Annotated in this window: 17 protein-coding genes; 9 read left to right on the top strand and 8 right to left on the bottom strand. The window is 72.7% G+C overall.

The genetic code is table 11. From position 1 onward, the window contains the following. Positions 1 to 132 precede the first annotated feature (132 nt). Both AC4H2H_RS16985 and AC4H2H_RS16980 read right to left on the bottom strand, forming a co-directional pair. Positions 133 to 2,358: a prolyl oligopeptidase family serine peptidase gene (locus tag AC4H2H_RS16985; protein WP_494372001.1), complete on the bottom strand. Its 2,226-nt coding sequence runs from the start codon at positions 2,356 to 2,358 to the stop codon at positions 133 to 135. Positions 2,359 to 2,400: 42 nt separating this feature from the next. Next, complete coding sequence (locus AC4H2H_RS16980) at positions 2,401 to 3,405, bottom strand: aldo/keto reductase (protein ID WP_494372000.1); 1,005 nt, start codon at positions 3,403 to 3,405, stop codon at positions 2,401 to 2,403. Positions 3,406 to 3,466: 61 nt separating this feature from the next. On the opposite strand from AC4H2H_RS16980, the gene AC4H2H_RS16975 reads away from it, so the two are divergent. Beyond that, a complete protein-coding gene (locus AC4H2H_RS16975; RefSeq protein ID WP_494371999.1) occupies positions 3,467 to 4,330 on the top strand; it encodes a LysR family transcriptional regulator in 864 nt (287 codons plus the stop codon). Positions 4,331 to 4,339: 9 nt separating this feature from the next. Here AC4H2H_RS16975 and AC4H2H_RS16970 read toward each other — a convergent pair whose 3' ends face one another. Both AC4H2H_RS16970 and AC4H2H_RS16965 read right to left on the bottom strand, forming a co-directional pair. Then, positions 4,340 to 4,888 (bottom strand): LuxR C-terminal-related transcriptional regulator, encoded by a 549-nt coding sequence (locus AC4H2H_RS16970; RefSeq protein ID WP_494371998.1) that lies wholly within the window; start codon positions 4,886 to 4,888, stop codon positions 4,340 to 4,342. A 192-nt stretch (positions 4,889 to 5,080) separates the two neighbouring features. Then, the gene (locus AC4H2H_RS16965; protein WP_494371997.1) at positions 5,081 to 6,307 is read right to left on the bottom strand and encodes a sensor histidine kinase; all 1,227 of its coding nucleotides are present in this window, start codon (positions 6,305 to 6,307) and stop codon (positions 5,081 to 5,083) included. 195 nt (positions 6,308 to 6,502) lie between these two features. On the opposite strand from AC4H2H_RS16965, the gene AC4H2H_RS16960 reads away from it, so the two are divergent. Further along, positions 6,503 to 7,102 (top strand): M15 family metallopeptidase, encoded by a 600-nt coding sequence (locus tag AC4H2H_RS16960; protein WP_494371996.1) that lies wholly within the window; start codon positions 6,503 to 6,505, stop codon positions 7,100 to 7,102. Between the two features lie 89 nt (positions 7,103 to 7,191). Further along, positions 7,192 to 9,600, top strand: a complete 2,409-nt coding sequence (ligA, locus tag AC4H2H_RS16955) for an NAD-dependent DNA ligase LigA (RefSeq protein WP_494371995.1) — start codon at positions 7,192 to 7,194, stop codon at positions 9,598 to 9,600. A gap of 519 nt (positions 9,601 to 10,119) precedes the next feature. Here the strand turns inward: ligA and AC4H2H_RS16950 are convergent. Both AC4H2H_RS16950 and AC4H2H_RS16945 read right to left on the bottom strand, forming a co-directional pair. Beyond that, positions 10,120 to 11,031, bottom strand: coding sequence for a dihydrodipicolinate synthase family protein (locus AC4H2H_RS16950; protein ID WP_494371994.1), 912 nt, complete (start codon positions 11,029 to 11,031; stop codon positions 10,120 to 10,122). 71 nt (positions 11,032 to 11,102) lie between these two features. Then, on the bottom strand, positions 11,103 to 13,364 hold the full coding sequence (locus AC4H2H_RS16945) for an MMPL family transporter (protein WP_494371993.1): 2,262 nt from the start codon (positions 13,362 to 13,364) through the stop codon (positions 11,103 to 11,105). 115 nt (positions 13,365 to 13,479) lie between these two features. On the opposite strand from AC4H2H_RS16945, the gene AC4H2H_RS16940 reads away from it, so the two are divergent. Beyond that, positions 13,480 to 14,085 carry a TetR/AcrR family transcriptional regulator gene (locus tag AC4H2H_RS16940; protein ID WP_494371992.1) on the top strand — a complete coding sequence of 202 codons (606 nt, stop codon included), beginning with the start codon at positions 13,480 to 13,482 and terminating at the stop codon, positions 14,083 to 14,085. Positions 14,086 to 14,131: 46 nt separating this feature from the next. Here the strand turns inward: AC4H2H_RS16940 and AC4H2H_RS16935 are convergent, their stop codons facing one another. Both AC4H2H_RS16935 and AC4H2H_RS16930 read right to left on the bottom strand, forming a co-directional pair. Beyond that, positions 14,132 to 14,797 carry a ThuA domain-containing protein gene (locus AC4H2H_RS16935; RefSeq protein ID WP_494371991.1) on the bottom strand — a complete coding sequence of 222 codons (666 nt, stop codon included), beginning with the start codon at positions 14,795 to 14,797 and terminating at the stop codon, positions 14,132 to 14,134. Between the two features lie 73 nt (positions 14,798 to 14,870). After that, positions 14,871 to 16,052 (bottom strand): ROK family protein, encoded by a 1,182-nt coding sequence (locus AC4H2H_RS16930; protein ID WP_494371990.1) that lies wholly within the window; start codon positions 16,050 to 16,052, stop codon positions 14,871 to 14,873. 395 nt (positions 16,053 to 16,447) lie between these two features. Here AC4H2H_RS16930 and AC4H2H_RS16925 point away from each other — a divergent pair, with 395 nt between their 5' ends. From AC4H2H_RS16925 to AC4H2H_RS16905, 5 genes are all read left to right on the top strand, one after another. Then, positions 16,448 to 17,968, top strand: coding sequence for a sugar ABC transporter ATP-binding protein (locus AC4H2H_RS16925; protein ID WP_494371989.1), 1,521 nt, complete (start codon positions 16,448 to 16,450; stop codon positions 17,966 to 17,968). Further along, positions 17,965 to 19,017 carry an ABC transporter permease gene (locus tag AC4H2H_RS16920; protein WP_494371988.1) on the top strand — a complete coding sequence of 351 codons (1,053 nt, stop codon included), beginning with the start codon at positions 17,965 to 17,967 and terminating at the stop codon, positions 19,015 to 19,017. The genes AC4H2H_RS16925 and AC4H2H_RS16920 overlap by 4 nt, the downstream gene beginning before the upstream one ends. Positions 19,018 to 19,126: 109 nt before the next feature. After that, positions 19,127 to 20,191: a substrate-binding domain-containing protein gene (locus AC4H2H_RS16915; protein ID WP_494371987.1), complete on the top strand. Its 1,065-nt coding sequence runs from the start codon at positions 19,127 to 19,129 to the stop codon at positions 20,189 to 20,191. 130 nt (positions 20,192 to 20,321) lie between these two features. Continuing rightward, positions 20,322 to 21,494, top strand: coding sequence for a Gfo/Idh/MocA family protein (locus tag AC4H2H_RS16910; RefSeq protein WP_494371986.1), 1,173 nt, complete (start codon positions 20,322 to 20,324; stop codon positions 21,492 to 21,494). A 257-nt stretch (positions 21,495 to 21,751) separates the two neighbouring features. After that, a complete protein-coding gene (locus AC4H2H_RS16905; RefSeq protein WP_494371985.1) occupies positions 21,752 to 26,737 on the top strand; it encodes a ThuA domain-containing protein in 4,986 nt (1,661 codons plus the stop codon). The last annotated feature ends 71 nt before the right edge of the window (positions 26,738 to 26,808 follow it).

The raw sequence follows: 26,808 nt of genomic DNA, 5'->3' as shown, positions 1-26,808 counted from the left end.
CGTCAAGGCCGCGCTCCTGAAACCCACGCCCGACGGACCAGGGTGACGGCGCGGACAGCCCGAGCACCGACGCCGCCCCGGCCGCGGACCCGACCACAGCACGCCCAACTCAGGTCGAGCCCCGACCCGACGTCAGGCGAGGCGTTCCGTGAGGAAGCGGTAGTGCACCGCGGCCATGTGGGCGGCCTGGGCGTTGTTCGCGGCGCCGCCGTGGCCGCCCTCGATGTTCTCGTAGTAGGTGACGTCCTTGCCCTCGCCGAGCATCTTCGCGGCGAGCTTGCGCGCGTGGCCGGGGTGGACGCGGTCGTCCTTGGTCGACGTCGTGAACAGCACGGGCGGGTACTCGCGCTCGGCGTCGAACAGGTGGTACGGCGAGAAGGTGCGGAGGAACTCCCACTGCTCGGGGTCGTCCGGGTCGCCGTACTCGGCGGCCCACGACGCGCCGGCGAGGAGCTTGGTGTACCGCTTCATGTCGAGCAGGGGCACGCCCACGATGACCGCGGCGAACAGCTCGGGGTACTGCGTGAGCATGTTGCCCGCGAGCAGGCCGCCGTTCGAGCGGCCCTCCGTGCCGAGGTGCTCGTGCGTCGTGACGCCCCGCGCGACGAGGTCGCGCGCGACGGCGGCGAAGTCCTCGTACGCGCGGTGGCGGTCCGCCTTGAGCGCGGCCTGGTGCCACGCAGGGCCGTACTCGCCGCCGCCGCGGATGTTCGCGACGACGTGCACCCCGCCCTGGGAGAGCCAGGCGCGGCCGAGCGCGCCGGAGTAGCCGGGGGTCAGCGAGATCTCGAAGCCGCCGTAGCCGTAGAGGAGCGTCGGCGCGCGGCCGGGGCCCCCCGGCTCGCCGCTCGCGCCGTCGGTCTCGCCGTCCGTCTCAGGGCCGCCGTCGGGCGCGCCGCTGACGAGGTCCGCCCGCCCGACGACGAAGTACGGCACGCGCGTGCCGTCGTCGGACGTGGCGAAGTGCTGGGCGACGGTCATGCCGGACGCGTCGAAGAACGCCGGGTTGGACTTGAGCACCTCGGGCTCGCCCACCTCTCCGGCGTGCTCCCCGAGCGAGAGGAGGGAGAGCGTCGTGGGCGTGAGGTAGTCGGTCGTGACGAGCCAGAGGTCGTCGGTGTCGACGGGGTCGACCGCCCCGACGGCGACGGTGCCGAGCTCGGGCAGGCCGCTGAGTGCGGTGCGCTCCCAGGGCGCGTCCGCCGCGGCGTCGGTCGCCTCGAGGTCGGGCGGCGTGAGGACCTGCAGCCGGTTCTTCACGTCGTCGAGGACGTTGACGACGAGGTGGTGGCGGGTCCAGGTCGCGCCGGCGAGCGACGTCGTCGGCGTGGGCTCGAAGAGGACCGTGAAGCCGCGGTCCCCGGCGAGGAAGTCGTCGAACCGTGCCGCGAGGAGCGAGCCCGCGCGGTACGTGGCCCCGCCGACGCTCCAGTCGTCGCGCAGCTCGACGAGCATCCACTCGCGGCGCACGCCGACCTCGGCCGAGTCGGGCACGTCGATCTTCGTCAGGCGCTGCTCCGGGGTGCCGGTGTGCTCGGCGAGGTAGAGCTCGTCGGAGTAGAACGCCTTGGAGCGGTGCACGAAGTCGCGCTCGAAGCCCGGGGTGTGCGACCGCCAGGCCGAGATGTACATGTCCTCGTCGGTGCCCTCGTAGACCGTCGTGGCGGCCTCGAGCGGGGTGCCGCGCCGCCAGAGCTTCACGACGCGCGGGTAACCCGACGGCGTGAGCGAGCCCTCCCCGAAGTCGGTGTAGACGTACACGGTGTCGGCGTCGACCCAGCCGAGCGCGCCCTTGGCCTCGGCGCGGTGGAAGCCGCCGTCGACGGGCTCGACGAAGCGCTTCTCGGCGAGGTCGAACTCGCGCGTCACGTCGGCGTCCGAGCCGCCGGGGGACAGCTCGACGAGCGCGTGCCGCCACTGCGCGCCGGCGGCGAGCTGCTCGGGCGTGGGGCGCAGGACGGACGCTCCGTGCCACACCCAGCTCTCGCCCTCGGCGGCCGCGAGCGCGTCGAGGTCGAGGACCGTCTCCCAGGCGGGGGAGTCCGTGCGGTAGGAGTCGAGCGTGGTGCGGCGCCACAGCCCGCGCTCGTGCGCGGCGTCGCGCCAGAAGTTGTAGTAGTGCTCGCCGATCTTCGAGACCTCGGGGATCTTCGCGTCCGAGTCCAGCACCTCGCGGATCGCGGCCTCGGTGGCGGCGAACTCGTCGGCCGCCTCGAGCGTGTGCGCGACCTCCGCGTTGCGGGCGCGCACCCACGTGAGCGCCTCGTCTCCCTCGACGTCCTCGAGCCAGAGGTACGGGTCGTGCGGTGCGTCGTCGTGCCCGGGCGTCGTCGTGGCGGTGGTCTGCTCGGCGGTCATGGTCACCCACCCTACGGCGCCGACGGTGGGCGGACGCCTGCTTCAGGTGGCGAGCAGGGTCGCGCCCGACACCTCGACGCCGGCCAGCGCCTCCTCGACGGCCGCGAGGGTGTCGGGGTGCAGCGTGACGGTCGCGGCGGCGACGTTGTCGTCGATGTGCGCCGGCGTCCGGCTCCCGGGGATCGGGACGACGCCGGGTCGCTGGTGGAGCAGCCAGGCGAGCGCCAGCTGGGAGGGCGACAGACCCGCACGGTCCCCGATCGCTCGGACCGGTGCGAAGCGGTCGTGGTTCGCGACCAGGTTCTCCGGAGAGAACCGCGGGGCATGAGCGCGGAAGTCGTCGTCGCCGACCTGCGTGACCGCGCCGGTGAGGAACCCGTTGCCGAGCGGCCCCCAGGCCACCACGCCCACCCCGAGCTCGTCGGCGGCGGCGAGCAGCGCGTCGTCCGGCCGCTTCCACATGGACCACTCGACCTGCACCGCGCTCACGGGGTGCACCGCGTGCGCCTCGCGCAGCTGGGTGGCGGTGACGTTCGAGAGGCCGAGGAACCGCACCAGCCCGCTGCCCACGAGCTCCGCGACCGCGCCCACGGTGTCGGCGAGGGGGATCTGGGGGTCGGGAAAGTGCGGGTAGTAGAGGTCGATGACGTCGGTTCCCAGGCGGCGCAGGCTCGCCTCGGCGTACCCGCGCACGAGCCGCGGGTCGGCGTTCACGGCGAGCTCGCCGAAGCGATAGCCGACGGGGAACGTGTGGCGCGGCTCGCCGTCGGGCACGAGGAAGCCGAACTTGGTCGCGACCACCACCTCGTCGCGCCGGCCCCGCAGAGCCTCGCCGACCAGGCGTTCGTTGTGGCCGTCGCCGTACCCGTCCGACGTGTCGACGAGCGTCGTCCCGGCGTCGAACGCGTGGCGCAGTGCGGCGACGCCTCGCAGGTCGTCGACCTCGCCGTACATGCCCGGGGACAGGCCCATCGCGCCGAAACCGACGGCCGAGACCTCGAGTCCGCCGAGCCGGCGGACGGGAAGGGGGAGCAGTGTGCGTGTCATGTGCTGAGCCTCCCGCCCGGCGCCGCCGCTCGTCCAAGATCTGTGGGCATACTCGTCGGTTATGGACGTCCACGTGCGGGACCTGCGGTACTTCGTCGCCGTCGCCGACGAGCTGAGCGTCACGCGCGCCGCGGAGCGGTTGTTCGTGTCGCAGCCGGCGGTGTCCAAGCAGGTGCGCTCCCTCGAGCGCCAGGTCGGGTTCGCCCTGTTCGAGCGGCACGCGAGCGGGATGTCGCTCACGCCCCGGGGCGCCGCGCTGCTCCCCGCGGCGCGGCACGTCGTCGACGAGTGGGCCGCCGGTCTCGTCGCAGCGCGCGCGACGGCCGCGCCGGGCACGCTCGTCGTCGGCATGCAGACGGCGGTCGGGCGTGACCTCCAGCGGCGTGCTCTCGCCCGGTTCCGCGAGCGAGCACCCGGGTGGACGGTGTCGTTGCGCATCGCCACCTGGGACGAGCCGACCGCTGGTCTCGCCGACGGGACGTCCGACGTCGCGTTCCTGTGGCTGCCGGTCACGGCCCCGGGCCTGCGCGCGCGTTCTCTCGTCCGCGAGCAGCGATGGGTCGCGCTTCCTGCGGAGCACCCCCTCGCCGCGCTCGACGAGGTTCCCTTCGCGGCGCTGCAGGACGAGCCGTTCGTCACCCTCCCGCCGGAGTCCGGCGCCGTGCGGGACTTCTGGCTCGCGACGGCGGAGCGCGACGGGACCGCGCCGGTGGTCGGGGCGGTGGCGCACCACGCCGACGAGGCGCTGGAGGCGGTCGCGGCAGGCATGGGCGTCGTCCTGCTCGCCGCGGGGAACGCAGTGCTCTACGACCGGTCCGGTGTCGTGAGCCGACCCGTCACGGGGATCGCTCCCGCCGAGCTCGCGATCGTGGTCCGTGCGGACGACCGGCGCGATGTCGTGCGCGCGTTCGTCGACGCGTTCTGAGCGCCGGCGTCAGAGCCGTTCGCCCGGGCGGACGAAGCCGGCCTCGTACGCGAGGATGACGAGCTGCACGCGGTTGGTCAGCCCGACCTTGGTGAGCAGCGAGCGCACGTGGCTCTTCACGGTGGCCTCCGTGAGGTGGAGCTCGGCGCCGACCTCGCGGTTCGACAGCCCGCGCGCGACGGCGAGCAGCACCTCGCGCTCGCGCGGGGTGGCGGCGCCCAGGCCGGTGACGGGGCTCTGAGCCGCGCCCGGGGCGGCGCCGTCGGCCGCGAGCGGCGCCTGCCGGGCGAGCTCGACGTACGTCGAGATGATGCGTCCGGTCACGGCCGGGTCGAGGAGCGAGTCGCCCGCCCGGACGCGGTGCACCGCGTCGACGAGCGTCTGGGGGTCGGCGTCCTTGAGCAGGAACCCCGCCGCGCCGGCGCGCAGCGCGCCGTACACGTACTCGTCGTCGTCGAACGTCGTCAGGACGAGGGTGCGGACGTCGGCGAGGTCGGGGTCCGCGACGATGCGTGCGGTCGCCTCGATGCCGTCGAGCCGCGGCATGCGCACGTCCATGAGCACGACGTCGGGGCGTAGCGCGCGCCATGCTCACCGCCGTCTCGCCGTCCCCGGCCTCGCCGACGACCGTCACGTCCGGCTCGTTGTCGAGGATCATCCGCAGCCCGAGTCGGATCGTCGCCTGGTCGTCCACGACGACGACGCGTACCGGCGCTCCCGGCTCCGTCCCGCCCGGCAGGTCCGGCGCGCTCACGCCTCCGCCCCCGTCGGGATCCACGCGTCGACGGCCCAGCCGCCCTTCCCGTCGGGCCCGACGGTCAGCGCACCGCCCGCGGCGAGCGCGCGTTCGCGCATGTTCGTGAGGCCGTGGCCCGACCGGTCTCCGGTGGCGGGCAGGGGCGGCCCGGCGTCGTGCACGCGCAGGAGCAAGCGCCGGTCGTCGTGGGACACGGTCACGACCACGTCGCGCGCGAGGGAGTGGAGCAGCACGTTGGTCAGGGCCTCCTGGGCGATGCGGACGACGGCGAGGCCGGACTCGGCGCTCGTCGTCGGCCAGGGGTCGGGCAGGGTGAGGTCGACGTCGCGGCCCGCGTCGCGCAGTCGGCGGGCGGCCGCGCGCAGCTCGTCGGGGGCGCCCGCGGCGACCGGTGTCGGGGCGAGCGCGGCCGTGCCGCCGTCGGCCTCGGTGCCCCGGCGCAGCACCTGCACGACCGAGCGCATCGCGGTGAGCGCCTGCTTGCCCTCGTCGCTGATCCAGCGCACCGCGTCGGCCGGGGCATCGGGCTGGTTCGCCGCGACGCGGTCCGCGGCCTGGGCCCGCACGACGATCGCCGACATGTGGTGCGCGACGACGTCATGCAGCTCCCGCGCGATGCGCGTGCGCTCGGCGAGCACGGCACGCTCCGCGAGCTCGGCCTGCAGGGCCTGGAGCTCGGCGTTGCGCTCGCGCAGCCGCTCGGACGTCACGGCGAGCCGCCGGAAGAAGTACCCGGCCGCCGACGCCCCGAGCACGAGGGCGAGGACGACCACCACGTCGGACGGTGACCGCGTCACCCACAGCCAGCCGGGGTCGAAGGGAGAGGGCGGCAGGGCGATGCGCGGGCGCTCGGCGAGGAGCAGGGAGAACGCCGACAGGCCGCCCGCGATGCCGGCGAGCAGCCACGGGACCGCTCCGGACCGCGTCGCGGCGAACCCCGCGACCATGAGCGGCACCACCTCGAAGTAGGACTGGAACATCCAGGGCAGGCACAGCGGGTACACCATCGCGGTCACCCAGAAGAGCGGTCCCGGGGCGACGCGTCGCGCCGCGAGGGTCACCACGATCCAGACGCCGACCCAGTGGTACGACTCGATCGAGCGCGGGTACCAGTAGTCGCCGCGCTGCAGGACCGTCACCACCGAGAACCACACGACACCCACCGCCAGGGCGACGGCGAGGTCTTGCGCCCACACGGGCAGACGGGTCGGCTGGGGCACCCGCCCACCGTAGTGGGGCCCCGCCCGCGTGGGGACCGCCCGGGGTGGGAAGGCCGCCGCCTGCTCTCCGCCCCAGGACGGACCTGTGTCGGGCCGGGGAATGACCCGGGACGCCCGGGGTGCGCCCGACGGCGCGGGCGAGGCGCCGCCGTCGGGCCGATGTGGTGACGGTCCGCGGACGGCGAGCCTCGGAGGATGACCACGACACCGCTCCCGCCGCGTTCGCCGGTCCGTCACGCCCCGGCCCGCGGGCACCGCCGTCGTGCCCGACGCGCGGGCCTCGTCCTCATGGTGCTCGCCGCCGCCGGAGTCACGGCGAGCGCCTTCCACACGATCGATGCGGCGTCCGACGACGGTGCCGCGGCGTCGGCGGTCGCGTCGCCGACCGGGGGACAGGCCCCCGCGACCGCGCTCGCCGCCGGGCTTGATCAGGAGCTGGAACGGCGCTTCCACGAGGCACGCGCCGCCGCGGACGCCGACGGCATCGAGCTCACCCTCACGTCCGGGTGGCGCACCGCTGCCGAGCAGCAGGCGCTCGTCGAGGCGGCGCTCGAGCGCTACGGGTCGGCCGAGGAGGCGCACCGCTGGGTGCTGCCGCCGGAGACGTCGGAGCACGTCGCGGGACTCGCGATCGACGTCGGGCCGACCGACGGCGCGCTGTGGCTCGAGCAGCACGGGGCCGACTTCGGCCTGTGCCGCACCTACGCGAACGAGCTGTGGCACTTCGAGGCCGTGATCGAGCCGGGCGGCACGTGCCCGCCGATGCACGAGGACGCGTCCCACGGGTGGGAGTGAGCGGGTCGTGCCCGCAGCCGCACGGTGATACGGGCGCCGGGCCCCGGCCGAGGACGGCGGATGTCGGCGGTCCGCGCGATGATGTCCCGGTGAGCGAGAGCACCCCCGCGACGTCCGCCCCGACCACACCTGCCGCGACGGGGCCCCAGACCGAGGCCACGTCGGCCGCCGAGCTCGACGAGGCGGGCGCGCAGCGCCGCTGGGCCGAGCTCGTCGCGCAGATCGAGGCGGACCAGCGGGCGTACTACGAGGAGGACCAGCCGGTCTCGTCCGACGCCGAGTACGACGCCCGGATGCACGAGCTGCAGGCGCTCGAGGCCGCGCATCCCGCGCTCCAGACGCCCGAGTCGCCGACGCAGCGCGTCGGCGGGCGCGCCGCCGCAGGCTTCGCGACCGTTCAGCACCTCGAGCCGATGCTCTCCCTCGACAACGCCTTCAGCGAGGAGGACCTCGCGGCGTGGGCGGCACGCGTCCACCGCGACCTCGGGGTCGGCGCGGACGCCGGCGTCGAGTACCTGTGCGAGGTGAAGATCGACGGCCTCGCGATCGCGCTGCTCTACGAGAAGGGGCGGCTCGTGCGGGCCGCGACGCGCGGCGACGGACGCACCGGGGAGGACGTGACGGCGAACGTCCGGACGATCACGTCGATCCCCCAGCGGCTCGGGGGAGACCCGGGGACCCACCCGGACGTCATCGAGGTCCGGGGCGAGGTGTTCATGGGGGTGTCGGACTTCGCGGCCCTCAACGAGAGGCTGGTGGCCGCCGGTCAGGACCCGTACGCGAACCCGCGCAACACCGCGGCCGGGTCGCTGCGGCAGAAGGACCCCGCCGTGACCGCGAGCCGCAACCTGCGGATGTACGCCCACGGCGTCGGCGCGCTGCAGTGGGAACGGGGTCAGCACGCCGAGCTCGAGCGGCAGTCCGACGCCTACGCGCTGCTCGAGCAGTGGGGCGTGCCCGTCTCGCCCCACAACCGGGTGGTGCGGGGCCTCGACGAGGTCATGGAACGCATCGCGTACTTCGGCGAGCACCGGCACGACATCGAGCACGAGCTCGACGGCATCGTCGTCAAGGTCGACGAGCTCGCGCTGCAGCGACGGCTCGGCGCGACGAGCCGCGCGCCGCGCTGGGCGATCGCGTACAAGTACCCGCCCGAGGAGGTGAACACCCGGCTTCTCGCGATCCAGGTGGGCGTGGGCCGGACCGGACGCGCGACGCCGTACGCGGTCATGGAGCCGGTCAAGGTCGCCGGCAGCACGGTGCGACAGGCCACGCTGCACAACCAGGACGTCGTCCGGGCCAAGGGTGTGCGCATCGGCGACATGGTCGTGCTGCGCAAGGCCGGGGACGTCATCCCGGAGATCCTCGGTCCCGTCGCGGCGCTCGCGGACGACGGGTACCCGCGCGAGGACTTCGTCATGCCCGCGTACTGCCCGGAGTGCGGGACGCCCCTGCGCCCCATGAAGGAGGGCGACGTCGACCTGCGGTGCCCCAACGCCCGGTCGTGCCCGGCGCAGGTGCGCGGCCGCGTCGAGCACGTCGGGTCGCGCGGTGGGCTCGACGTCGAGGTGCTGGGCGAGGTCACCGCCGCCGCGCTGACCCAGCCGCTCGAGCCCGCGGAGCCGCCGCTGCCGACCGAGGCCGGGCTGTTCGACCTGAGCGTCGGGCAGCTCGTCCCGATCCGCGTCGTGGTCCGAGACTCCGAGACCGGCCTGCCGCGCCCCTACGACGGCACGGGCGAGCCCGCCGAGATCACGATGCCCGACGGCTCGACGGCGACCGTGAAGTCCGTATGGCCGTTCCGCAAGAAGCGCAAGTTGTCCAAGGCCGCGGAGCGCGAGGCGGTCGAGGCGGGGGAGCCTCTCTTCGAGGCGTCGACGAACGCGACGAAGCTCGTCGAGGAGCTCGAGCTCGCGAAGACCAAGGACCTGTGGCGCATCCTCGTGAGCCTCAACATCCGGCACGTCGGGCCGGTCGCGGCACGCGCGCTCGCGGACTGGTTCGGCTCGCTCGACGCGATCCGTGCCGCGACGCGCGACGAGCTCGCCGCGGTCGAGGGTGTGGGGCCGGTCATCGCGGACCAGGTGGTCGAGTGGTTCACGGTCGACTGGCACGTCGAGATCGTGGACCGCTGGCGCGCCGCCGGCGTGCGGTTCGAGATCCCCGACCACCCGGGTCCGGGCGCGCGCCAGGAGCCCGCCGGTCCGCTCGCCGGCCTGACGGTCGTCGTCACCGGTTCGCTCGAGGGCTTCAGCCGCGACGGCGCCAAGGAGGCCGTGATCGCGGCCGGCGGCAAGGCGTCGGGGTCGGTCTCGAAGAAGACCGACTACGTCGTCGTCGGCGAGAACGCCGGCTCCAAGGAGACCAAGGCACGCGACCTCGGCCTCCCGATCCTCGGCGAGGAGGGCTTCGTCGCGCTGCTCGAGGGCGGCCCGGCCGCCGTCGCGGACCTCGTCGGTGCCGCGGGCGAGGCGGAGAACGAGAACCCGGAGGACTGAGCCGCAGACCGCGCGTAGTGCTCGACGACCGCTAGACGACGACGTGACGGACGAGCGGCCAACAGTGCCGCTCGACGAGATCGCCCGGGTCCTTCCCACCGCTCGTCCTGCCCTTCGCCCATGCACGACCCCACCGCCCGTCGTGAGCGTCACCGCCCGAGCCGCGGAGGACAGACGGTTCGGCACGACGCGTGCTCGATCGGCACCTCGAGCTGCCGAACTGTGCACCACCTGCCGTCGTGCACCGTGCACGACCTGCCGTCGTGCGGGGCGGCCGGTGGAGTGACCCGCGGAACCTGACGTGCGTGGACCGGTCGAGGTGGGACGAGGCAGGGTCGGGGTGGGTGGTGTGCTAAGGGCGTCAGAGTCGCGCACGTGGAGCGAGGACGAACGACCACGGTGACGGCGCGGCAGCCCGAGCACGCCGCCCACGCCGGCCACCCAGGCCCGACACCGCGGGCGGTTGCGCGGGCAGCGGTCAAGCGCGCCAGGTTCCCGCCACGGGAGGCTCGCGCCGTGTCACGGCGCCGCCTCTGCGGCAGGACGCCGGGCGACGAGCTCACGCAGCCGCGCGACGCCGTCAGGCGGGACGGGCAGCGACGGGCCGCGCGGGGGAGCCGTCGGCACGCCGAGGAGGTTCGCGAGTGCGTGGAAGCCGCTCACGGGCCGAAGCGTGGCGAGCACACCGGTGAGGTCGCGCAGCCAGGCTGCGGTGGCCGGGTCCGGCGCGGTGTCGTCGGCCCGCGCGCGGCGCAGCGCCACGTACTGCGCGGGGACGAGGCCCGCGAGGCCGGTGTGCCACGCGTCGGCGGGCTCGGCCACGCCGACGAGCGAGGGGTCACCGCTGAGGCCGACGCTCACGCCGAGGCCCGCGGTGGCCGCGCGCAGCTCGGCGACGCGACCGGTCGGTCGTGCGGGCGTCGACGCCGGGTCCTTCACCGCGGTCACGGTCGTGCTCCGCGCGAGCCGGGCGAGCGCGTCGGGCGTCAGGTCGTACGCGGTCTGCACACTCCGGTTGTAGTAGCAGACCGGCAGGTCGACCGCGTCCGCGACGGCCTCGAAGAGCGCCACGACCTCGCGCTCGTCCAGCGGGAGGTACGAGAACGGCGCCAGCACGAGCCCGTCCGCGCCGCCGTCCTGCGCGGCGCGCCCCCGTGCCACGACCTCGCGCGTCGAGGTGCCGCTCACGGCGACGTGCACGGGGACACGTCGGCCGGTCGTGGCGCCTGCCTCGACCGCCGCCCGCACGACGGCGTCGCGCTCGCCGTCGTCGAACGACACCCCCGCACCGGACGAGGCGAGCACGACCATGCCGTCGACCCCGGCGGCCACCGCGCCGCGCACGAGGTCCGCGAGCACGGCGAGATCCGGGACGTCGTCCGACGCCAGAGGAGTGATGAGGTAGGCGAGCAGACTGCGGAAGGACGTCACGCGCCGAGTGTAGGGACCGTCGCGGCTCGGGCGACCACGGTGACCCGCGCGCCACCCGAGCCCGCACCGGTTCAGAGCGCGCGGACCGGGTCGGCCGGTCGCTCACCGGGAGCCGGGAGCGTCGCGCCGTCGGCCACGCGGCTCTCGCCCAGGCCGAGCCGCCAGTGCCAGCGCGCGAGGGGTGCGGGTGCCCACCAGTTCGCGCGACCGGCGAGCCGCATGAACGCGGGCAGGAGCACCCCGCGCACGATGGTCGCGTCGACGAGCACCGCGAGCGCCATCCCGATCCCGAGCTGCTGGAGGAACGTCACCTCGCTCGTCGCGTACACCGCGAAGGATGCGGCGAGCACGAGCGCGGCGGCGGACACCAGCGGGGCCGAGCGCGCGATGCCGCGTGGCACCGACCCGACGACGTCGCCGGTGCGGTCGTAGTCCTCCTTGATGCGCGCGAGGAGGAACACCTCGTAGTCCATGGACAGCCCGTACGCGATGCAGAACATCAGCAGCGGGATGCTGGGCTCGATGGTCCCGGTGGGCTCGAACCCCAGGAGCCAGGAGAGCCCGCCCTCCTGGAAGCCCCAGACCAGCACCCCGAACATCACCGAGAGGCTCAGGAGGTTGAGCACGATCGCCTTGAGCGGCGCGACCACGGAGCCGGTCATGAGGAGCAGCACCGCGAACGTCACGACGGCGATGAGCGCCGCGACGAGCGGCAGCCGCTCGACCACGCCGTCGCGGTAGTCCGTGAGCTCGGCGGGGGAGCCACCCACGAGGCGGTCGCTGAGGCCGTCGGGGACGTCGACGGCGCGGACGGCGGCGACGAGGCCCGTGGGGTCGGCGGTGAGCCGCTCGCCGGTCGGCAGGACCGAGAGCCAGGTCCCGGCGGCGCCCGGCGGGGCGAACCGGGTCGGACCCTCGGGGCCCGGGGGACCGACGACGGCCCCGTCGACGAACGCGCCGGGCGCGGCGTCGACCCGCTGGACCCCGGGGAGTGCGGACAGCCGGGCGGCGTAGTCCGCGAGGTCCTCGCTCGAGGTGGCCGGGACAGCGTCCGGCAGGACGACCTGCACGGCGTCGGCCTCCTCGGTCGCGTAGTCGGCTCGCACGGTGTCGTACATCGTGCGGACCGCGTGATCGCCGGCGAGGACGCGGTCGTCGGGCGCACCGAAGGTGATGCCGAGCGCCGGTGCGCCCAGCAGCAGGAGGACGACGACGCCGGCACCACCCGTGAGCACCGGCCGCCGCATGACGCCCGCCGCCAGCCGCGCCCATCGCCGCCCTTCGCCTCGGCCGGCAGGTCCGGGGCGGCCCTCCGACCGGCGCAGCACGCGGCCCCCGAGGAGGAGGAGGATCGCCGGGAGCACGACGACGGACGCGAGCACCGCCGCGGCGACGACGGCCACCCCCGCGTAGGCGAACGACGACAGGAACGGGAAGGGGAAGACGAGCAGCACCGCGAGGGACGCGGCGACGGTCACCCCGCTGAACAGCACGGTGCGCCCGGCGCCGCGGAGGGTGGCGACGGTCGCCGCGCGCACGTCGTGCCCGGCACGCAGCTCCTCGCGCTGGCGGTAGACCACGAAGAGCCCGTAGTCGACGCCCAGCCCGATGCCCATGACCAACGCGATGTTCGAGGCGAAGGTCGAGATCTCGGTGAAGGTCGTGGCGACGCGCAGGAGCGCGAGCGCACCGACGACGGCGAGGACCCCGGTCGCGAGGGTCGCGAGCGCGGGGGCCAGGCGGCGGTAGACCGCCCACAGCAGGAGCCCGACGAGGGGCAGGACGATCAGCTCCGCGCGCAGGAAGTCCGTGCGCGCCTGCTCGGCGACGACGCGGAACACCTCGTCCCCGCCGCCGAGCGTCACGTCGACGGTCCCGGCGGCCCGGACGGGATCGACGACCTCCCGCTCGAGCGCGGGCAGCACCGTCCCGCGCACGTGGTCGGCGTCCCCGGGGGCCCAGGCGAGCACGAGGCCGGACGTGCGGTCCTCGCTCGCGAGCGTGGACGGCGCGCCGGGGCTCCAGGCCGACCAGACGTCTCCGACGCCCGGCTGTGCGGCGAGGTCATGGGCCAGCGCGGTCGCGGCCCGCGCGACTTCGGGGTCGTCGATCGTGCCGCCCGTGGCCTCGACGAGCAGGACGACGTTCGGGGTCCCCGTGCCGAGGTCGGCGAGGGCGGAGCGCGCGGCCACGGACTCGGAGCCAGGTGCCTCGTACCGGTTCAGGGAGAGCGCGTCGAGGGTCCCGGCCGCGACGGCACCGAGGGCGACGAGCAGGAGTGCGGCGAGCGTGACGACGAGCCGAGGGCTGCGGGTGACGAAGCGGACGATCACGGTGCCTCCAGGGCGTGCGTGGTAGCGTCAACGCGAGCGATCGCTCGCGTTCTGTGCGAGCGAGAATACGAGTGAATGCTCGTGTTTGTCGAGGGTGTGCCAGGAGGGCGACGGGATGGCGCAGGCGGTGCGACGTCAGGCGCGGGGCGAGCGGCGGATCGAGCAGATCCTCGCAGCGGCCGCGAGGGTGCTCGCCCGGGACGGCTACGAGGGCACGACGACGAACGCGATCGCGCGCGAGGCCGAGATCTCGCCCGGCTCGCTGTACCAGTTCTTCCGCAGCAAGGACGAGGTCGTGGGGGCGCTCACGACCCACTACACGACCGCGCTGCGTGCCGTGCAGGAGAAGGCGTTCGAGGGGGTCGACCTCGTCGCGGCGCCGCTCGACACCCTCGTCGAGCGCGTCCTCGCCCCCCTCGTCGCGTTCAACGCCCAGCACCACGGGTTCAAGGCGCTGTTCGCGCGCACCGACATGCCGCCGGCGCTGCGCGAGGCGACCGCACCCCTGCACGCCGCGACCGAGGGCCGGGTGACGGCGCTCCTCGCGCTGCGTTCGCCCGGTGCGGACCCGGAGACGATCCGGAGGGTCGCCGTCGTCACGATCCAGGTCGTGAGGGGCATGATGCCGCTCGTCGCGGACGCGCCCGACGACGAGCGCGGGGCGTTCGAGGAGGAGCTGCGCCGCGCCGTCGTCTCCTACCTCGCGGCGGCCCTGCCCTGACGGGTGCCGCCGCGGGGCCGCGGGGCGGCGACGACCTCAGGTGGCGTCAGCGGCTCGCCCAGAGGATGCCGCGCTCGACGATGGTCCGGACGGGCGGTATCTCGAGGTCGGCGAGCTGGTGCCCGGCGGCGCAGACGAAGATCCGCCCGGCTCCCCACTGCCGGGTCCACACGGCGGGGGAGACGACCGGCTCGTGCCAGGGGTCGCCGTCGCGCGGCATGATCGTCGTCGTCGCGAGGACCTCGTTGTACGAGTCCGCGAGCACCCAGTACTGCTCGGAGTGCAGGGAGATCGAGTTGATCCCGGCGACGATCGGGTGCTCGGCGCGCTCGGGCACGATGTCGATCGTGTGGTCGAGGAGGTCGTGCGCGTGCGCGGCGAACTGGCCCCCGACCATCTGCAGGTAGTCGGTCGCGAGGCGGAACGAGTCGACGATGCCGCCGTGCCAGCCCGCGAAGCCCGTGCCGTTCGCGACGGCGGTCCGCAGCCCGCGCATCTCGTCGGGGAGGATCTCGCCCATCGTCCAGCACTGCACGACGAGGTCGATCTCCGCCATGAACGTCGAGTCGGCGTACGCCTCGAGCGACCCTTCGAGGGTCACGTCGTAGCCGGACGCCTCGAGGAACGGGACGAACAGCTCGGCGGCCTCCTCGGGTGCGTGCCCGGGCCAGCCACCCCGGACCACGAGCGCTCGACGGTCCCGCTCGGTCATGAAGTCCTCCTTCGTGCTTCGTCACACTTGTGCGGAGGGCCCGGGACCGCGCCCGGACCTGGCTGCGGCGACCTCAGGCGATGAGGGCGTCGATCGCTGCGGGCGAGAGTACGTGATCGACGGCCATGGCGCTCGCACCGAGGACGCCGGCCTGGCCGCGCGCCTGCGACGTGACGATGCGCAGGTGCTGGGTCGCCAGGGGCAGCGAACGCTGGTACACGATCTCGCGGATGCCGGCGATGAGGTGCTCGCCCGCCTCGGCGACGATGCCGCCGATGACGATGAGCGACGGGTTGAGCAGGCTCACGCACGCGGCGAGCACGGAACCGATGTCCCGGCCGGCCTGGCGCACGGCCTGGCTCGCGGTGAGGTCCCCGGCTCGGACGAGCGCGACGACGTCGGCGCTCGTGGCGGCCCCGAGCCCGGCCGCGGTGAGCGCGGCAGCGACGGCCTGGCCGCTCGCGACGGCCTCGAGGCAGCCGACGTTCCCGCAGCGGCACGGGACGTCCGCGGCGCTCGGGACGGCGACGTGCCCGATGTCCCCGGCGGCCCCCTGCGCGCCGCGGCGCAGCTCGCCGTCGGCGATGATGCCGGAGCCGATGCCCGTGGCGACCTTGACGAACAGCATGTCCGTGACGTCGGGCCATGCGGTGCGGTGCTCGCCGAGGGCCATGATGTTCACGTCGTTGTCGACGAGGACGGCGGCGTGGAAGTGCTTCGCGAGGATGCCCGGCACGTCGACGTCGTCCCACGCGGGCATGATCGGCGGGTTGATCGGGCGTCCGGTCGAGTGCTCGACCGGGCCGGGCAGACCCACGCCGACGCTCACGAGGTCGTCGATCGTGCGTCCGGTCGTCGCGACGAGCTTCTCGCCGGTCTCGACGACCCAGGACAGGACGACGTCCGGGCCGTCCGCGATCGCGAGCGCCGCGTCCGTCTCCGCGAGGACGTTCGACGCGAGGTCGGTGACGGCGAGGCGGGCGTGGGTCGCGCCGAGGTCGACGGCGAGCACGACGCGGGCCTCCGGGCTGAAGGCGAAGGTCACGGGCGGGCGACCGCCGGTCGAGCTCGCCTCACCGGCGGGCGCGATGAGGCCCGCGGCCATCAGCAGGTCGATGCGCGCGGCGATGGTCGACCGGGCCTGCCCCGTGATCGATGCGAGGTCGGCGCGCGTGCGCGGCTGACCGTCCCGGAGCAGCTGGAACATGTCGCCGGCGCCCGTGGGACGGGGCGCGAACTTGAGCAGTTCCTCCATGGGCACAGTGAATCACGGAGCCTCTCGTCGGTCGTCCGTCGAGACGGACGAGTCATCGGCTTTTGCTTGACGATCGCCAAAAGGTACCCTACCGTCCCTCGTGTGGCGACATCGACGTCGCCAGAAGTTCGAGGTTCGAGGCCGAGCCTCCGTCCGGGCGTGCGACGCCCTACCGGAACGACTCCCCAGACGCCTTCCGTGCTCCGACCGACGACCTCACCTGCTCAAGCCCTCAGGGCGAACCGCCCACCGGCACGGCGAAGCCTTCCTCGGCGGAGATGCGGACGCAACCTCTCAACGCCGACCGGCTTTTGTAGGTTTCAGAGAGGTAACGATGGCAGAAGAACCGGAACTTCTGATTGACGCTCGGCAAAAGGTCGGTTAGGTTCGCCGACATGGTCACTGCAGACCCCACCCAGCCGCTCCTGCAGATGCAGGGCATCGTCAAGGTCTTCCCCGGAGCCCGGGCGCTCGACGGGGTGGACCTCGAGATCCTTCCCGGCGAGGTCCACTGCCTACTCGGGCAGAACGGCGCCGGCAAGTCGACGCTCATCAAGGTCCTCTCCGGCGCGCACCAACCCACCGAAGGGCACATCCTGCTCGACGGCGAGCCCATCACCATCTCCGACCCCGTCGCCGCGCTGCGGCACGGTGTCGCGACGATGTACCAGGAGCTCGACGTCGTGGACGGGCTGACCGTCGCGGAGAACGTGTACCTCGGCCACGAGCTCGCGACCGCCGGCTTCTCCCAGCGCCGCGAGGCCGTCCGCCAGACGCGGGCGCTGCTCAAGCGTCTCGGGCACTCGGAGGTCTCGCCCAACCAGGAGGTCGGGCACCTGTCCGCGGCCGGCAAGCAGATCGTCTCGATGGCGCGCGCCCTGTCGCACGACGCGCGCGTCATCATCATGGACGAGCCGTCCGCGGTGCTCGACTCCGAGGAGGTCGCGAACCTCTTCCGCGTCGTCAAGGAGCTGACGGCCGCAGGCGTCGCCGTCGTCTACATCTCGCACCGGCTCGAGGAGATCCGGGAGATCGGGGACCGCATCACCGTCCTCAAGGACGGCCAGACCGTCGCCCAGAACCTCCCGGTCTCCGAGACCCCGACGTCGAAGCTCATCACCCTCATGACCGGGCGCTCCGTCGAGTACGTCTTCCCCGACGCCTCCGAGCTCGCCGAGGAAGCACCCGTCGTCCTCGACGTCCAGGGACTCTCGCTGCGCGGCACGTTCGCCGACGTGAGCGTGCAGGTCCGCGCAGGAGAGATCGTCGGCTTCGCCGGCCTCGTCGGGGCGGGCCGGTCCGAGATCATCGAGACGATCTACGGGGCGCGCCGCGCGACGGCGGGCACCGTCACCGTCGACTCCAAGAAGCTGCGCCCCGGTTCCGTGGCCGCTGCCGTGGACGCCGGGATCGGGCTCGCGCCCGAGGAGCGCAAGAGCCAGGGGCTGCTGCTCGACGAGCCGGTCTACCGCAACGTCACCCTCTCGACGTTCGCGCGCTTCGCACGCTTCGGCCTCCTCGACGAGGGGGCCGAGCGCGCCGCCGCCAAGGAGCAGGCCGACTCGCTCGAGCTGCGCCCCGCCGGTGTCGACCGCCCGATCCGCACCCTGTCGGGCGGCAACCAGCAGAAGGCGATGCTCGCCCGCTGGCTCGTCCACGGCTGCCGCGTCCTGCTCCTCGACGAGCCCACACGCGGCGTCGACGTCGGCGCGCGCGCCGAGATCTACGCCCTCATCCGCCGGCTCGCCGACGAGGGCGCCGCCGTCGTCGTCGTGTCCAGCGAGATCCCCGAAGTCCTCGGCCTCGCCGACCGCGTCCTCGTCGTCTCCGAGGGTCGCGTCGTGCACGAGGGGCCCTCGAGCTCGATCGACGAGCACCAGGTGCTCGACATGGTCATGGAAGGAAGTGTCGCGTGAGCGAGCAGCAGGTGTCGGCCCAGATGCCGGCGAAGAAGCCAGACGCCGACGAGTCGGCGCGAGTCGAGAGGGCGGCGGGCGAACGTCGACGTAGCGGGATCCTGTCCGGGGCCGCGGGCCGGAACGTCGGTCTCGTCGTAGCCCTGCTGCTGCTGTGCGTGGTGGGGTTCGCGACGGCGGGGGAGCGCTTCGCGAGCGTCAACAACCTCATGACCATCCTGAGCCTGGGCGCGGTCCTCGGCGTGGTGAGCATCGGCATGACGTTCGTCGTCACGACCGGGGGCATCGACCTCTCGGTCGGCTCGGTGCTCGGCCTCGCGTCGGTGTGGGCCACCACGCTCGCGACGCAGCAGATGGCCGACCAGTACGGCTGGATCGTCATGGTCCTGTGCGCGCTCGCCGTGGGTGTGGGTGCCGGGCTCATCAACGGGGTGATCATCGCCTACGGGAACGTGGTGGCCTTCATCGCCACGCTCGCGATGCTCATCGCGGCGCGTGGCCTCGCGGAGATCATCGCGCAGCGCCAGACGCAGATCGTCGAGGTGGCCTCGTTCGAGAACACGTTCGAGGGAGACCTGCTCGGGGTGCCCAAGATCGTCTGGATCTTCGCCGTCGTCGCCGTGCTGGGCTGGTTCCTCTTCAACCGGACGACGTTCGGCCGCCGGACGGTCGCCGTCGGCGGCAACCCCGAGGCGGCGCGGCTCGCGGGGATCAACGTCAAGCGGCACCTCGTGTACGTGTACGCGCTGTGCGGCCTCACCGCCGGCATCGCCGGGGTCATGATCCTCGCCCGTACGGGTGCCGGCTCGTCGACCAACGGCACGCTCCTCGAGCTCGACGCGATCGCGGCCGTCGTCGTCGGCGGCACGCTCCTGGCCGGGGGCCGGGGCACGATCGTCGGCACGGTCCTGGGCGTCCTCATCTTCACGACGCTCACCAACGTCTTCATCCTCAACAACCTCGACAGCTCCGTCCAGGCCATCGCCAAGGGCGTCATCATCGTCGCCGCGGTGCTGCTCCAGCAGCGCATCGCCCGACCGAGGACCTAGCACGCCGAGCGTCGGCCCCGCGCCGCCGCCCGGTCATGACCCCGTAACCACCCGCACCACCTGCTCCCGGAAAAGTTTCCCCTCGCAGGACAGCATCGAAGGAGATCCCATGTCCGCACGTACCACCCTCCGTCGCCGCATCACGCTCGCGACCGTCTCCGCCGCGTCGATCGCGCTGATCGCCACGGCCTGCACCTCGAACACCCCGGCCGAGGAGGACACGGCCGAGGGCGACGGCGGCGGGACCAACCAGGCGGTCTCCGACAACGACGCCCCGGGCGACGAGGTCGTCATCGGTTTCTCGGCCCCGGCGGCCGACCACGGCTGGATGGGTGCCATCTCGGCGGCCGCCAAGGCCGAGGCGGAGAACTATGAGGACGTCGAGCTCCGGGTCGCGGAGGGCACGAACGACGTCTCGGTCCAGATCAGCCAGATCGAGGGCTTCATCAACGACGGCGTGGACGCCATCGTGCTCCTGCCGTTCGACGGCGCGGCGCTCACCGACGTCGCGACGCAGGCCATGGAGGCCGGCATCCCCGTCATCAACGTCGACCGCGAGTTCTCCAGCCCGTTCGCGTCTCGCGCCACGGTCCTCGGCGACAACTACGGCATGGGCGTGAGCGCCGGCACGTACATCTGCGAGCAGCTCGGTGACAACCCTGACGCCGTCGTCGCGGAGATCGCGGGCATCGACTCGCTCCCGCTCACGCAGGACCGCAGCCAGGGATTCGAGGACGCGCTGTCCGACTGCGGCCTCGACGTCGACAACCGCGTCGCCGCGGACTTCACGGTCCAGGGTGGCGAGGCCGCGACGGCCAACCTGCTCCAGGCCGCGCCGCAGATCGACGCCATCTGGAACCACGACGACGACCAGGGCGTCGGCGTCCTGCAGGCGATCGAGAACGCGGGCCGCGACGAGTTCTTCATGGTCGGCGGCGCCGGCTCGAAGCAGGTCATGGAGCACATCCAGGCCGGTGACTCGGTGCTGCAGGCGACGGTCGTCTACCCGTCGACCCAGGCGGCGGACGGCATCAAGCTCGCCCGCCTCGTCGCGCACGAGAAGAACATGAGCGACCTCGCGTCGTCGGGCGTGCCGCGTACGGTCCAGCTCTTCGCGCCGGTCGTCACCGAGGAGAACGTCGAGCAGTACCTGCCCACCGCGTTCGAGTCCTGACGGACCCGCTGACCTCGCCTCAGCACGCAGCAAGCATGCGGATCGCGCCCGCGGTCCGCCCGGGTCACCACCCGGCCGGACCGCGGGCGCGCGTACGTCACGCGCACGTCACGCGCACGGAAGGAACGTCATGGCAACAAGCAACGCCGCGCAGCTCGGCGTCGGCATGGTCGGGTACTCGTTCATGGGGGCAGCGCACTCGCAGGCCTGGCGGACCGCCCCCCGATTCTTCGACCTCCCCCTCGACCCGCGCATGCGGGTGCTCGGCGGGCGCAACCCGGAGGCGCTGGCTGCAGCGGCCCAGCGCCTCGGCTGGGAGTCCACGGAGACGAGCTGGCAGGCGCTCGTCGCGCGGGACGACGTCGACCTGGTCGACGTCTGCACGCCCGGTGACACGCACGCCGAGATCGCGATCGCCGCGCTCGAGGCGGGCAAGCACGTGCTGTGCGAGAAGCCGCTCGCGAACACGGTGGCCGAGGCCGAGAAGATGGTCGCGGTCGCCGAGGTGGCCGCCGCGCGCGGCCAGGTCGCCATGGTGGGCTTCACCTACCGTCGTGTCCCGGCGATCCAGCTCGCACGTCAGCTCGTCGCGGACGGGCGCATCGGGACGATCCGGCACGTGCGTGCCCAGTACCTCCAGGACTGGATCGCCGACGAGGACGCGCCGCTGTCGTGGCGGCTCGACAAGACCAAGGCCGGCAGCGGCGCGCTCGGTGACATCGGTGCGCACGTCATCGACCTCGCGCAGTTCATCACGGGCGAGCGGATCACGAGCGTCTCGGGTCTGCTCGAGACCTTCGTGACCGAACGACCCGTCGCGACGGACTTCGCCGGGCTGTCCGGCCAGGGCGGTGCCGAGCGCGGGCCGGTCACGGTCGACGACGCGGCGATCTTCCTCGCGCGGCTGTCCGGCGGGGGAATCGGGACCTTCGAGGCGACCCGGTTCGCCTACGGGCGCAAGAACTCGATCCGCCTCGAGGTCAACGGGTCGAAGGGCTCGTTCGCCTTCGACTTCGAGGACATGAACGTCCTGCACTTCTTCGACGCCGCGGACGACCCGGCCGTCGCGGGCTTCCGGCGGATCGTCGTCACGGAGCCGCAGCACGCGTACGTCGGGCGCTGGTGGCCGGCAGGTCACGGGCTCGGGTACGAGCACGCGTTCACCCACCAGGTCGTCGACCTGGTCGAGGGGATCGCGGCCGGGACGCAGCCCGCACCGACGTTCGCCGACGGGCTCGTCGTCCAGCGCGTGCTCGACGCCGTCGAGCGCAGCGCGGCGTCGGGCGGCTGGGTCGAGCCCTAGCGGTCGATCGACACAGGTACGGTCGTCGGGCACGCACAGTCGCGCGTCCGGCGGCCGTTCCGGCGACAGTACCGGCGAGAGGAGGTCGGACCGCGCGTCGTACGCGGCGTTTGAGGTGCCCGGCGGAGCACGTGACCTTCCGCCGAACGAGCCCGGGACGGACGGCAGGCCGATGGCGCCGACCCGGCGGAGCGCTGCACAGTTCCCCATCTCGACGAGGAGACCTTGTGAGAAACGTGCTAGGAGGATCGCTCGCCATGAGGCGCACGGTCGCGGCTCTCGCCGCGGCGGCGGTCGCTCTACCCCTGACCATGGCGGCGGCGACGTCGGCGACAGCCGCACCGGCGCCCTCGGGCGTCCAGGCGGCACCTGTCGCCGAAGCCGCCGACACCGTCCCGTTCGACGTGCTCGTCTTCAGCAAGACCGCCGGTTTCCGGCACGGCTCGATCCCCGCGGGGATCGCCGCCATCACCCAGCTCGGTGCCGACAACGGTTTCGGTGTCACTGCCACCGAGGACGCGGGGGCGTTCACTGACGACAACCTCGCGCAGTACGACGCCGTCGTGTGGCTGTCCACGACCGGTGACGTCCTCAACGACGACCAGCAGGCCGCGTTCGAGCGCTACATCCAGAACGGCGGCGGGTACGCGGGCATCCACGCGGCGTCCGACACCGAGTACGACTGGCCCTGGTACGGGGACCTGGTCGGCGCGTACTTCAGCGCTCACCCCCAGAACCAGGACGCGACCGTCAAGGTCGAGGACCACGCCCACGAGTCCACCGCACACCTCCCGGCGCGCTGGGACCGGTTCGACGAGTGGTACAACTACCGGGAGAACCCGCGCGACACCGTGCACGTGCTCGCGAGCCTCGACGAGACGTCGTACGACGCCGGATCGGGCGCCATGGGCGCCGACCACCCGATCGCCTGGTGCCAGGTCTACGACGGCGGTCGTTCGTGGTACTCCGGCGGTGGGCACACCGACGAGTCGTACGCCGAGCCGGAGTTCCTCCAGCACCTGCTGGGCGGCATCCAGACCGCGGCGGGCGTCGTCCCCTCGGACTGCAACGCCACGCAGAGCGACAGCTACGAGATGGTCCCGCTCGACGAGAACACCGCGAACCCGATGATGCTCGACGTCGCCCCGGACGGGACGGTCTTCTACGTCGAGCGTGACGGGCGCGTGCGGGTCATCGACCCGGCCACGAACCAGACCACGACGGCGGCGACGCTGTCGGTCACGCAGGCCAACGAGGACGGGCTGACGGGCGTCGTGCTCGACCCCGACTTCGCGACCAACGGCTGGGTGTACCTCTTCTGGTCGCCAGAGGACGTCGGGGCGGACGGCCCGCACAACCGGGTCTCGCGCTTCGACTACGACGCGACGGCCAAGACGGTCGACCTCGCGTCCGAGAAGGCCGTGCTCAAGATCCCGACGCAGCGCGAGACGTGCTGCCACGCGGGTGGCGACATGGTCTTCGACGCCGAGGGCAACCTGCTCGTCGTCACCGGTGACAACACCAACCCGTTCGAGTCGGGCGGCTACGCGCCGATCGACGAGCGCACGGGACAGCAGAACTTCGACGCGCAGCGCACGTCGGCCAACACGAACGACCTGCGCGGCAAGGTCCTGCGGATCCACCCGGAGGACGACGGCACGTACACGATCCCCGAGGGGAACATGTTCGCGCCCGGCACGGCGCAGACGAAGCCCGAGGTCTTCGCCATGGGCTTCCGCAACCCGTTCCGCATCGGGGTGGACCCCTCGACCGGCAACGTGCTCGTCGGGGACTACGGTCCGGACGCCGGCAGCGCCAGCGCGACGCGCGGCCCGGCGGGCACCGTCGAGTGGAACGTCGTGAGCGACCCGGGCTTCTACGGCTGGCCGTACTGCACGGGCGCGAACAACGACTACATCGACTACAACTTCGCCACGGGGCAGTCCGGCGCTGCCTTCGGCTGCGCGGCGGGCGTGGTCAACAGCTCGCCCAACAACACGGGCCTGCAGCAGCTGCCCGCGGCGATCGAGGCCGAGGTCTGGTACGGCTACGGGGGCAACCCGAGCTTCCCGGAGATCGGCGGCGGCGGTGCGCCCATGGGCGGGCCGGTGTACGACTACGACCCCGAGCTCGAGTCGGACGTCAAGTGGCCGGAGTACTGGGACGGCAAGGCCCTGTTCGGTGAGTGGAACCAGGGCAAGGTCTACTCGTTCCAGCTCGACGGGGAGAAGCGCGACGACGTCGTCGACATCAACCGCGTGCTCCCGAAGGTCCTCGACCCGTCGGCCGGATTCGACCGGCCCATGGACTTCGACTTCGGGCCCGACGGAGCGCTGTACGTCATCGACTGGGGTTCCGGCTTCGGCGGGAACAACGACTCGAGCGGTGTCTACAAGGTCAACTACGTCCAGGGCGACCCCGCCCCGATCGCCCGCGCGAGCGCGGACGTCACGAGCGGTGCCGCACCGCTGACGGTGCAGTTCTCCTCGGAGGGCACGCGCCACCCGGCCGGCGACCCGGTCACGCTGCAGTGGACCTTCGGCGACGGCTCCGCGCCGTCCACCGAGGCGAACCCGGTGCACACGTACACCGAGAACGGCAGCTACACCGCTCAGCTCGTCGCGACGGACGAGGCCGGTGCCGTGGGTGTGGCGAACGTGTCGATCGTCGTGGGCAACCAGGCCCCGACCGTCTCGATCACGTTCCCCGAGAACGGCGGCTTCTTCGAGTGGGGCGACCAGGTCAAGTACGAGATCGCGGTCGACGACCCCGACGGGGTGGTCACGTGCGAGAACGTCACCCTGTTCACCTCGCTCGGCCACGACTCGCACGCACACCCCATGGAGGAGCTCACGGGCTGCGAGGGCACGCTCCAGACGGCGCGCGACGAGGGCCACGGCATCGAGTCGAACATCTTCTGGGTGGTCGAGGCGATGTACACCGACGACGGCGGCGCCGCGGGCGTCCCGCTGACGGCGAACGACCTGCAGATCCTGCAGCCGAAGCTGCTCCAGTCGGAGTTCTTCACGTCGACCGGACGCCTCGAGGGCTCCACGAGCGCCGGCGACCCCGGCGTGCAGACCGAGACGACCGGCGACACGGCCGGTGGCGGCCTGAACATCGGGTTCATCGAAACCGATGACTGGTGGGCGCACGAGCCGATCTCGTTGACGAACGTCGACTCCATCACGCTGCGTGCGGCCTCGCCGGGCGGTGGAGGCCCGATCTCGCTGCGCTGGAACGACCCCGAGGGGCCGGAGATCGGCAGCGTGACCGTTCCCGCGACGGGCGACTGGCAGGCCTACACGGACGTCACGGCCGAGCTGCACGACGTCCCGGCAGGCACCGGCACGCTGTATTTCGTCCAGACGGCCGGCCAGTCGAACGTCAACTGGATGGTCATCAACGGGCGCGGCGTGACGGACAACGTCCGGCCGACGATCGACACGTTCGACGTCACCCCGACGACGGGCACCGCCCCGCTCACGGTGACGGCGACGGCGACCGCCTCCGACCCCGAGGCCGACGCGATCACGTTCGCGTGGGACGCGGGGCTCGGTGACGGCTTCGTCGACGGCACCGACTCGTTCGAGGTCACGTACGACGAGCCGGGCGAGTACCGGCTCCAGGTGCGGGCGACGGACGCGCGCGGGGCGTACTCGGTCGAGTACACGACGGTGACGGTGGAGGCCGAGCAGGTCGACCCGGGGATGTGCTTCTCGGGCCGCTCGGACGACTTCCTCGGCACGGAGCTCGACGAGGACCGCTGGACGGTGCTGAACCGCGACCAGAACCTCGCGGTGGCGGACGGTCAGCTCGTCGTCCCGACGACGGCGACCGACTTCTACGGGACCGGCAACACGACGGTGCCGAACCTGGTGCTCCAGGACCTGCCGGACGGGCCGTTCACGGCCACGGCGAAGCTCACGCTGCCGGCGCGCCAGCAGTACCAGCAGGCGGGTCTGCTCATCTGGGAGGACCAGGACAACTACGCGAAGATGGTGATCCAGGGCCGGTCCGCAGCGGCCGACCCGGCGACCCGCATCTTCCAGTTCATCCGCGAGGAGGCCGCCCTCCCGAACGAGGTCAACGAGTCCAACTCGGCCTCGCTCGGCGCCGACTATCCCGACACGGTCTACGTGCGGTTCGTCAGCGACGGGCAGAACCTCCAGGCGGCGTACTCGGCCGACGGCGTCACCTTCACGACGATGCCGCAGACCAAGTCGATCGCCGACCTGGAGAACGCGCAGATCGGTCTCGTGTCGCTCAAGGGGAACAACACCGCGTCCCCCGCGCTCGACGCGCAGTTCGACTGGTTCCAGATCACGCCCGACGACACGGCGTCAGCCCCCGGGCCGGACGACGAGTTCGACGGCGACGCGCTCGACGCGTGCCGCTGGACGGTCCTGAACGAGGACCCGACGGGCTTCCGCCTGGCGGACGGCTCGCTGCAGATCGACACGACCCCGACCGACATCTACGGGACCGACAACCGTCCCGTGCCGAACCTGGTGCTGCAGGACCAGCCGGGTGAGGAGTGGACGGTCGAGACCGTGGTCGACGGCTCGGCGCTGGACCGCCAGTACCAGCAGGGCGGTCTGCTCGTCTACGGCGACGACGACAACTACGTCAAGCTCGACTACGTCGTCGACAACACGGCGGGCCAGGCCAAGAACGCCCGCATCGAGCTGCGCAGCGAGGTCGGCGGCGTGGTGCAGAACCCGCAGCCCCAGACGGGGAGCCTCACGGGTGATGTGTGGCACCTGCGCCTCACGCGCTCCGGTGACACGTTCACCGGCGCGTACAGCGCGGACGGCACGACGTGGACCACGTTCGACGAGAGCGTGACCAACGCGCCGGCCGCCGGCGCCCAGGTCGGTCTCTTCGCGCTCGGTGCCGCGGCCGACACCGGTGCGCCGGCGTCGTTCGGCCACTTCCGGGTGGTCGACGACGCGGTCGAGCCGATCGCGGTGACGGTCACGGCCGAGACCCGCTGCCTGGCGGGCAACGTGTTCGTCGCGGTCCGTGCGGCCAACGGCGACGCCGTCCCGGTCGCGGTGAGCTTCGAGACCCCCTTCGGGTCGAAGGAGTTCGCCGAGGTCGCGCCCGGCGCCAACGCCTACCAGTCGTTCGCCTCGCGAGCGGTGTCGGTGGACGCGGGCTCCGTCACGGTGACCGCGACCGCCGCCGAGGGGAGGACGTTCTCCGAGACGGTCGACCTCGACGCTCGGGCCTGCTCCTGACAGGTTCCGGCGGGCCGGTGCTCTGAGGCACCGGCCCGCCGGGCACGCGCTCGACGCGCAGGCGTTACGGC

It is taken from the genome of Cellulosimicrobium sp. BMG9.22, from assembly GCF_059159975.1.
The sequence above is the reverse complement of the archived record's forward strand: the minus strand, read 5'-3'. Positions and strand labels throughout refer to the sequence as shown.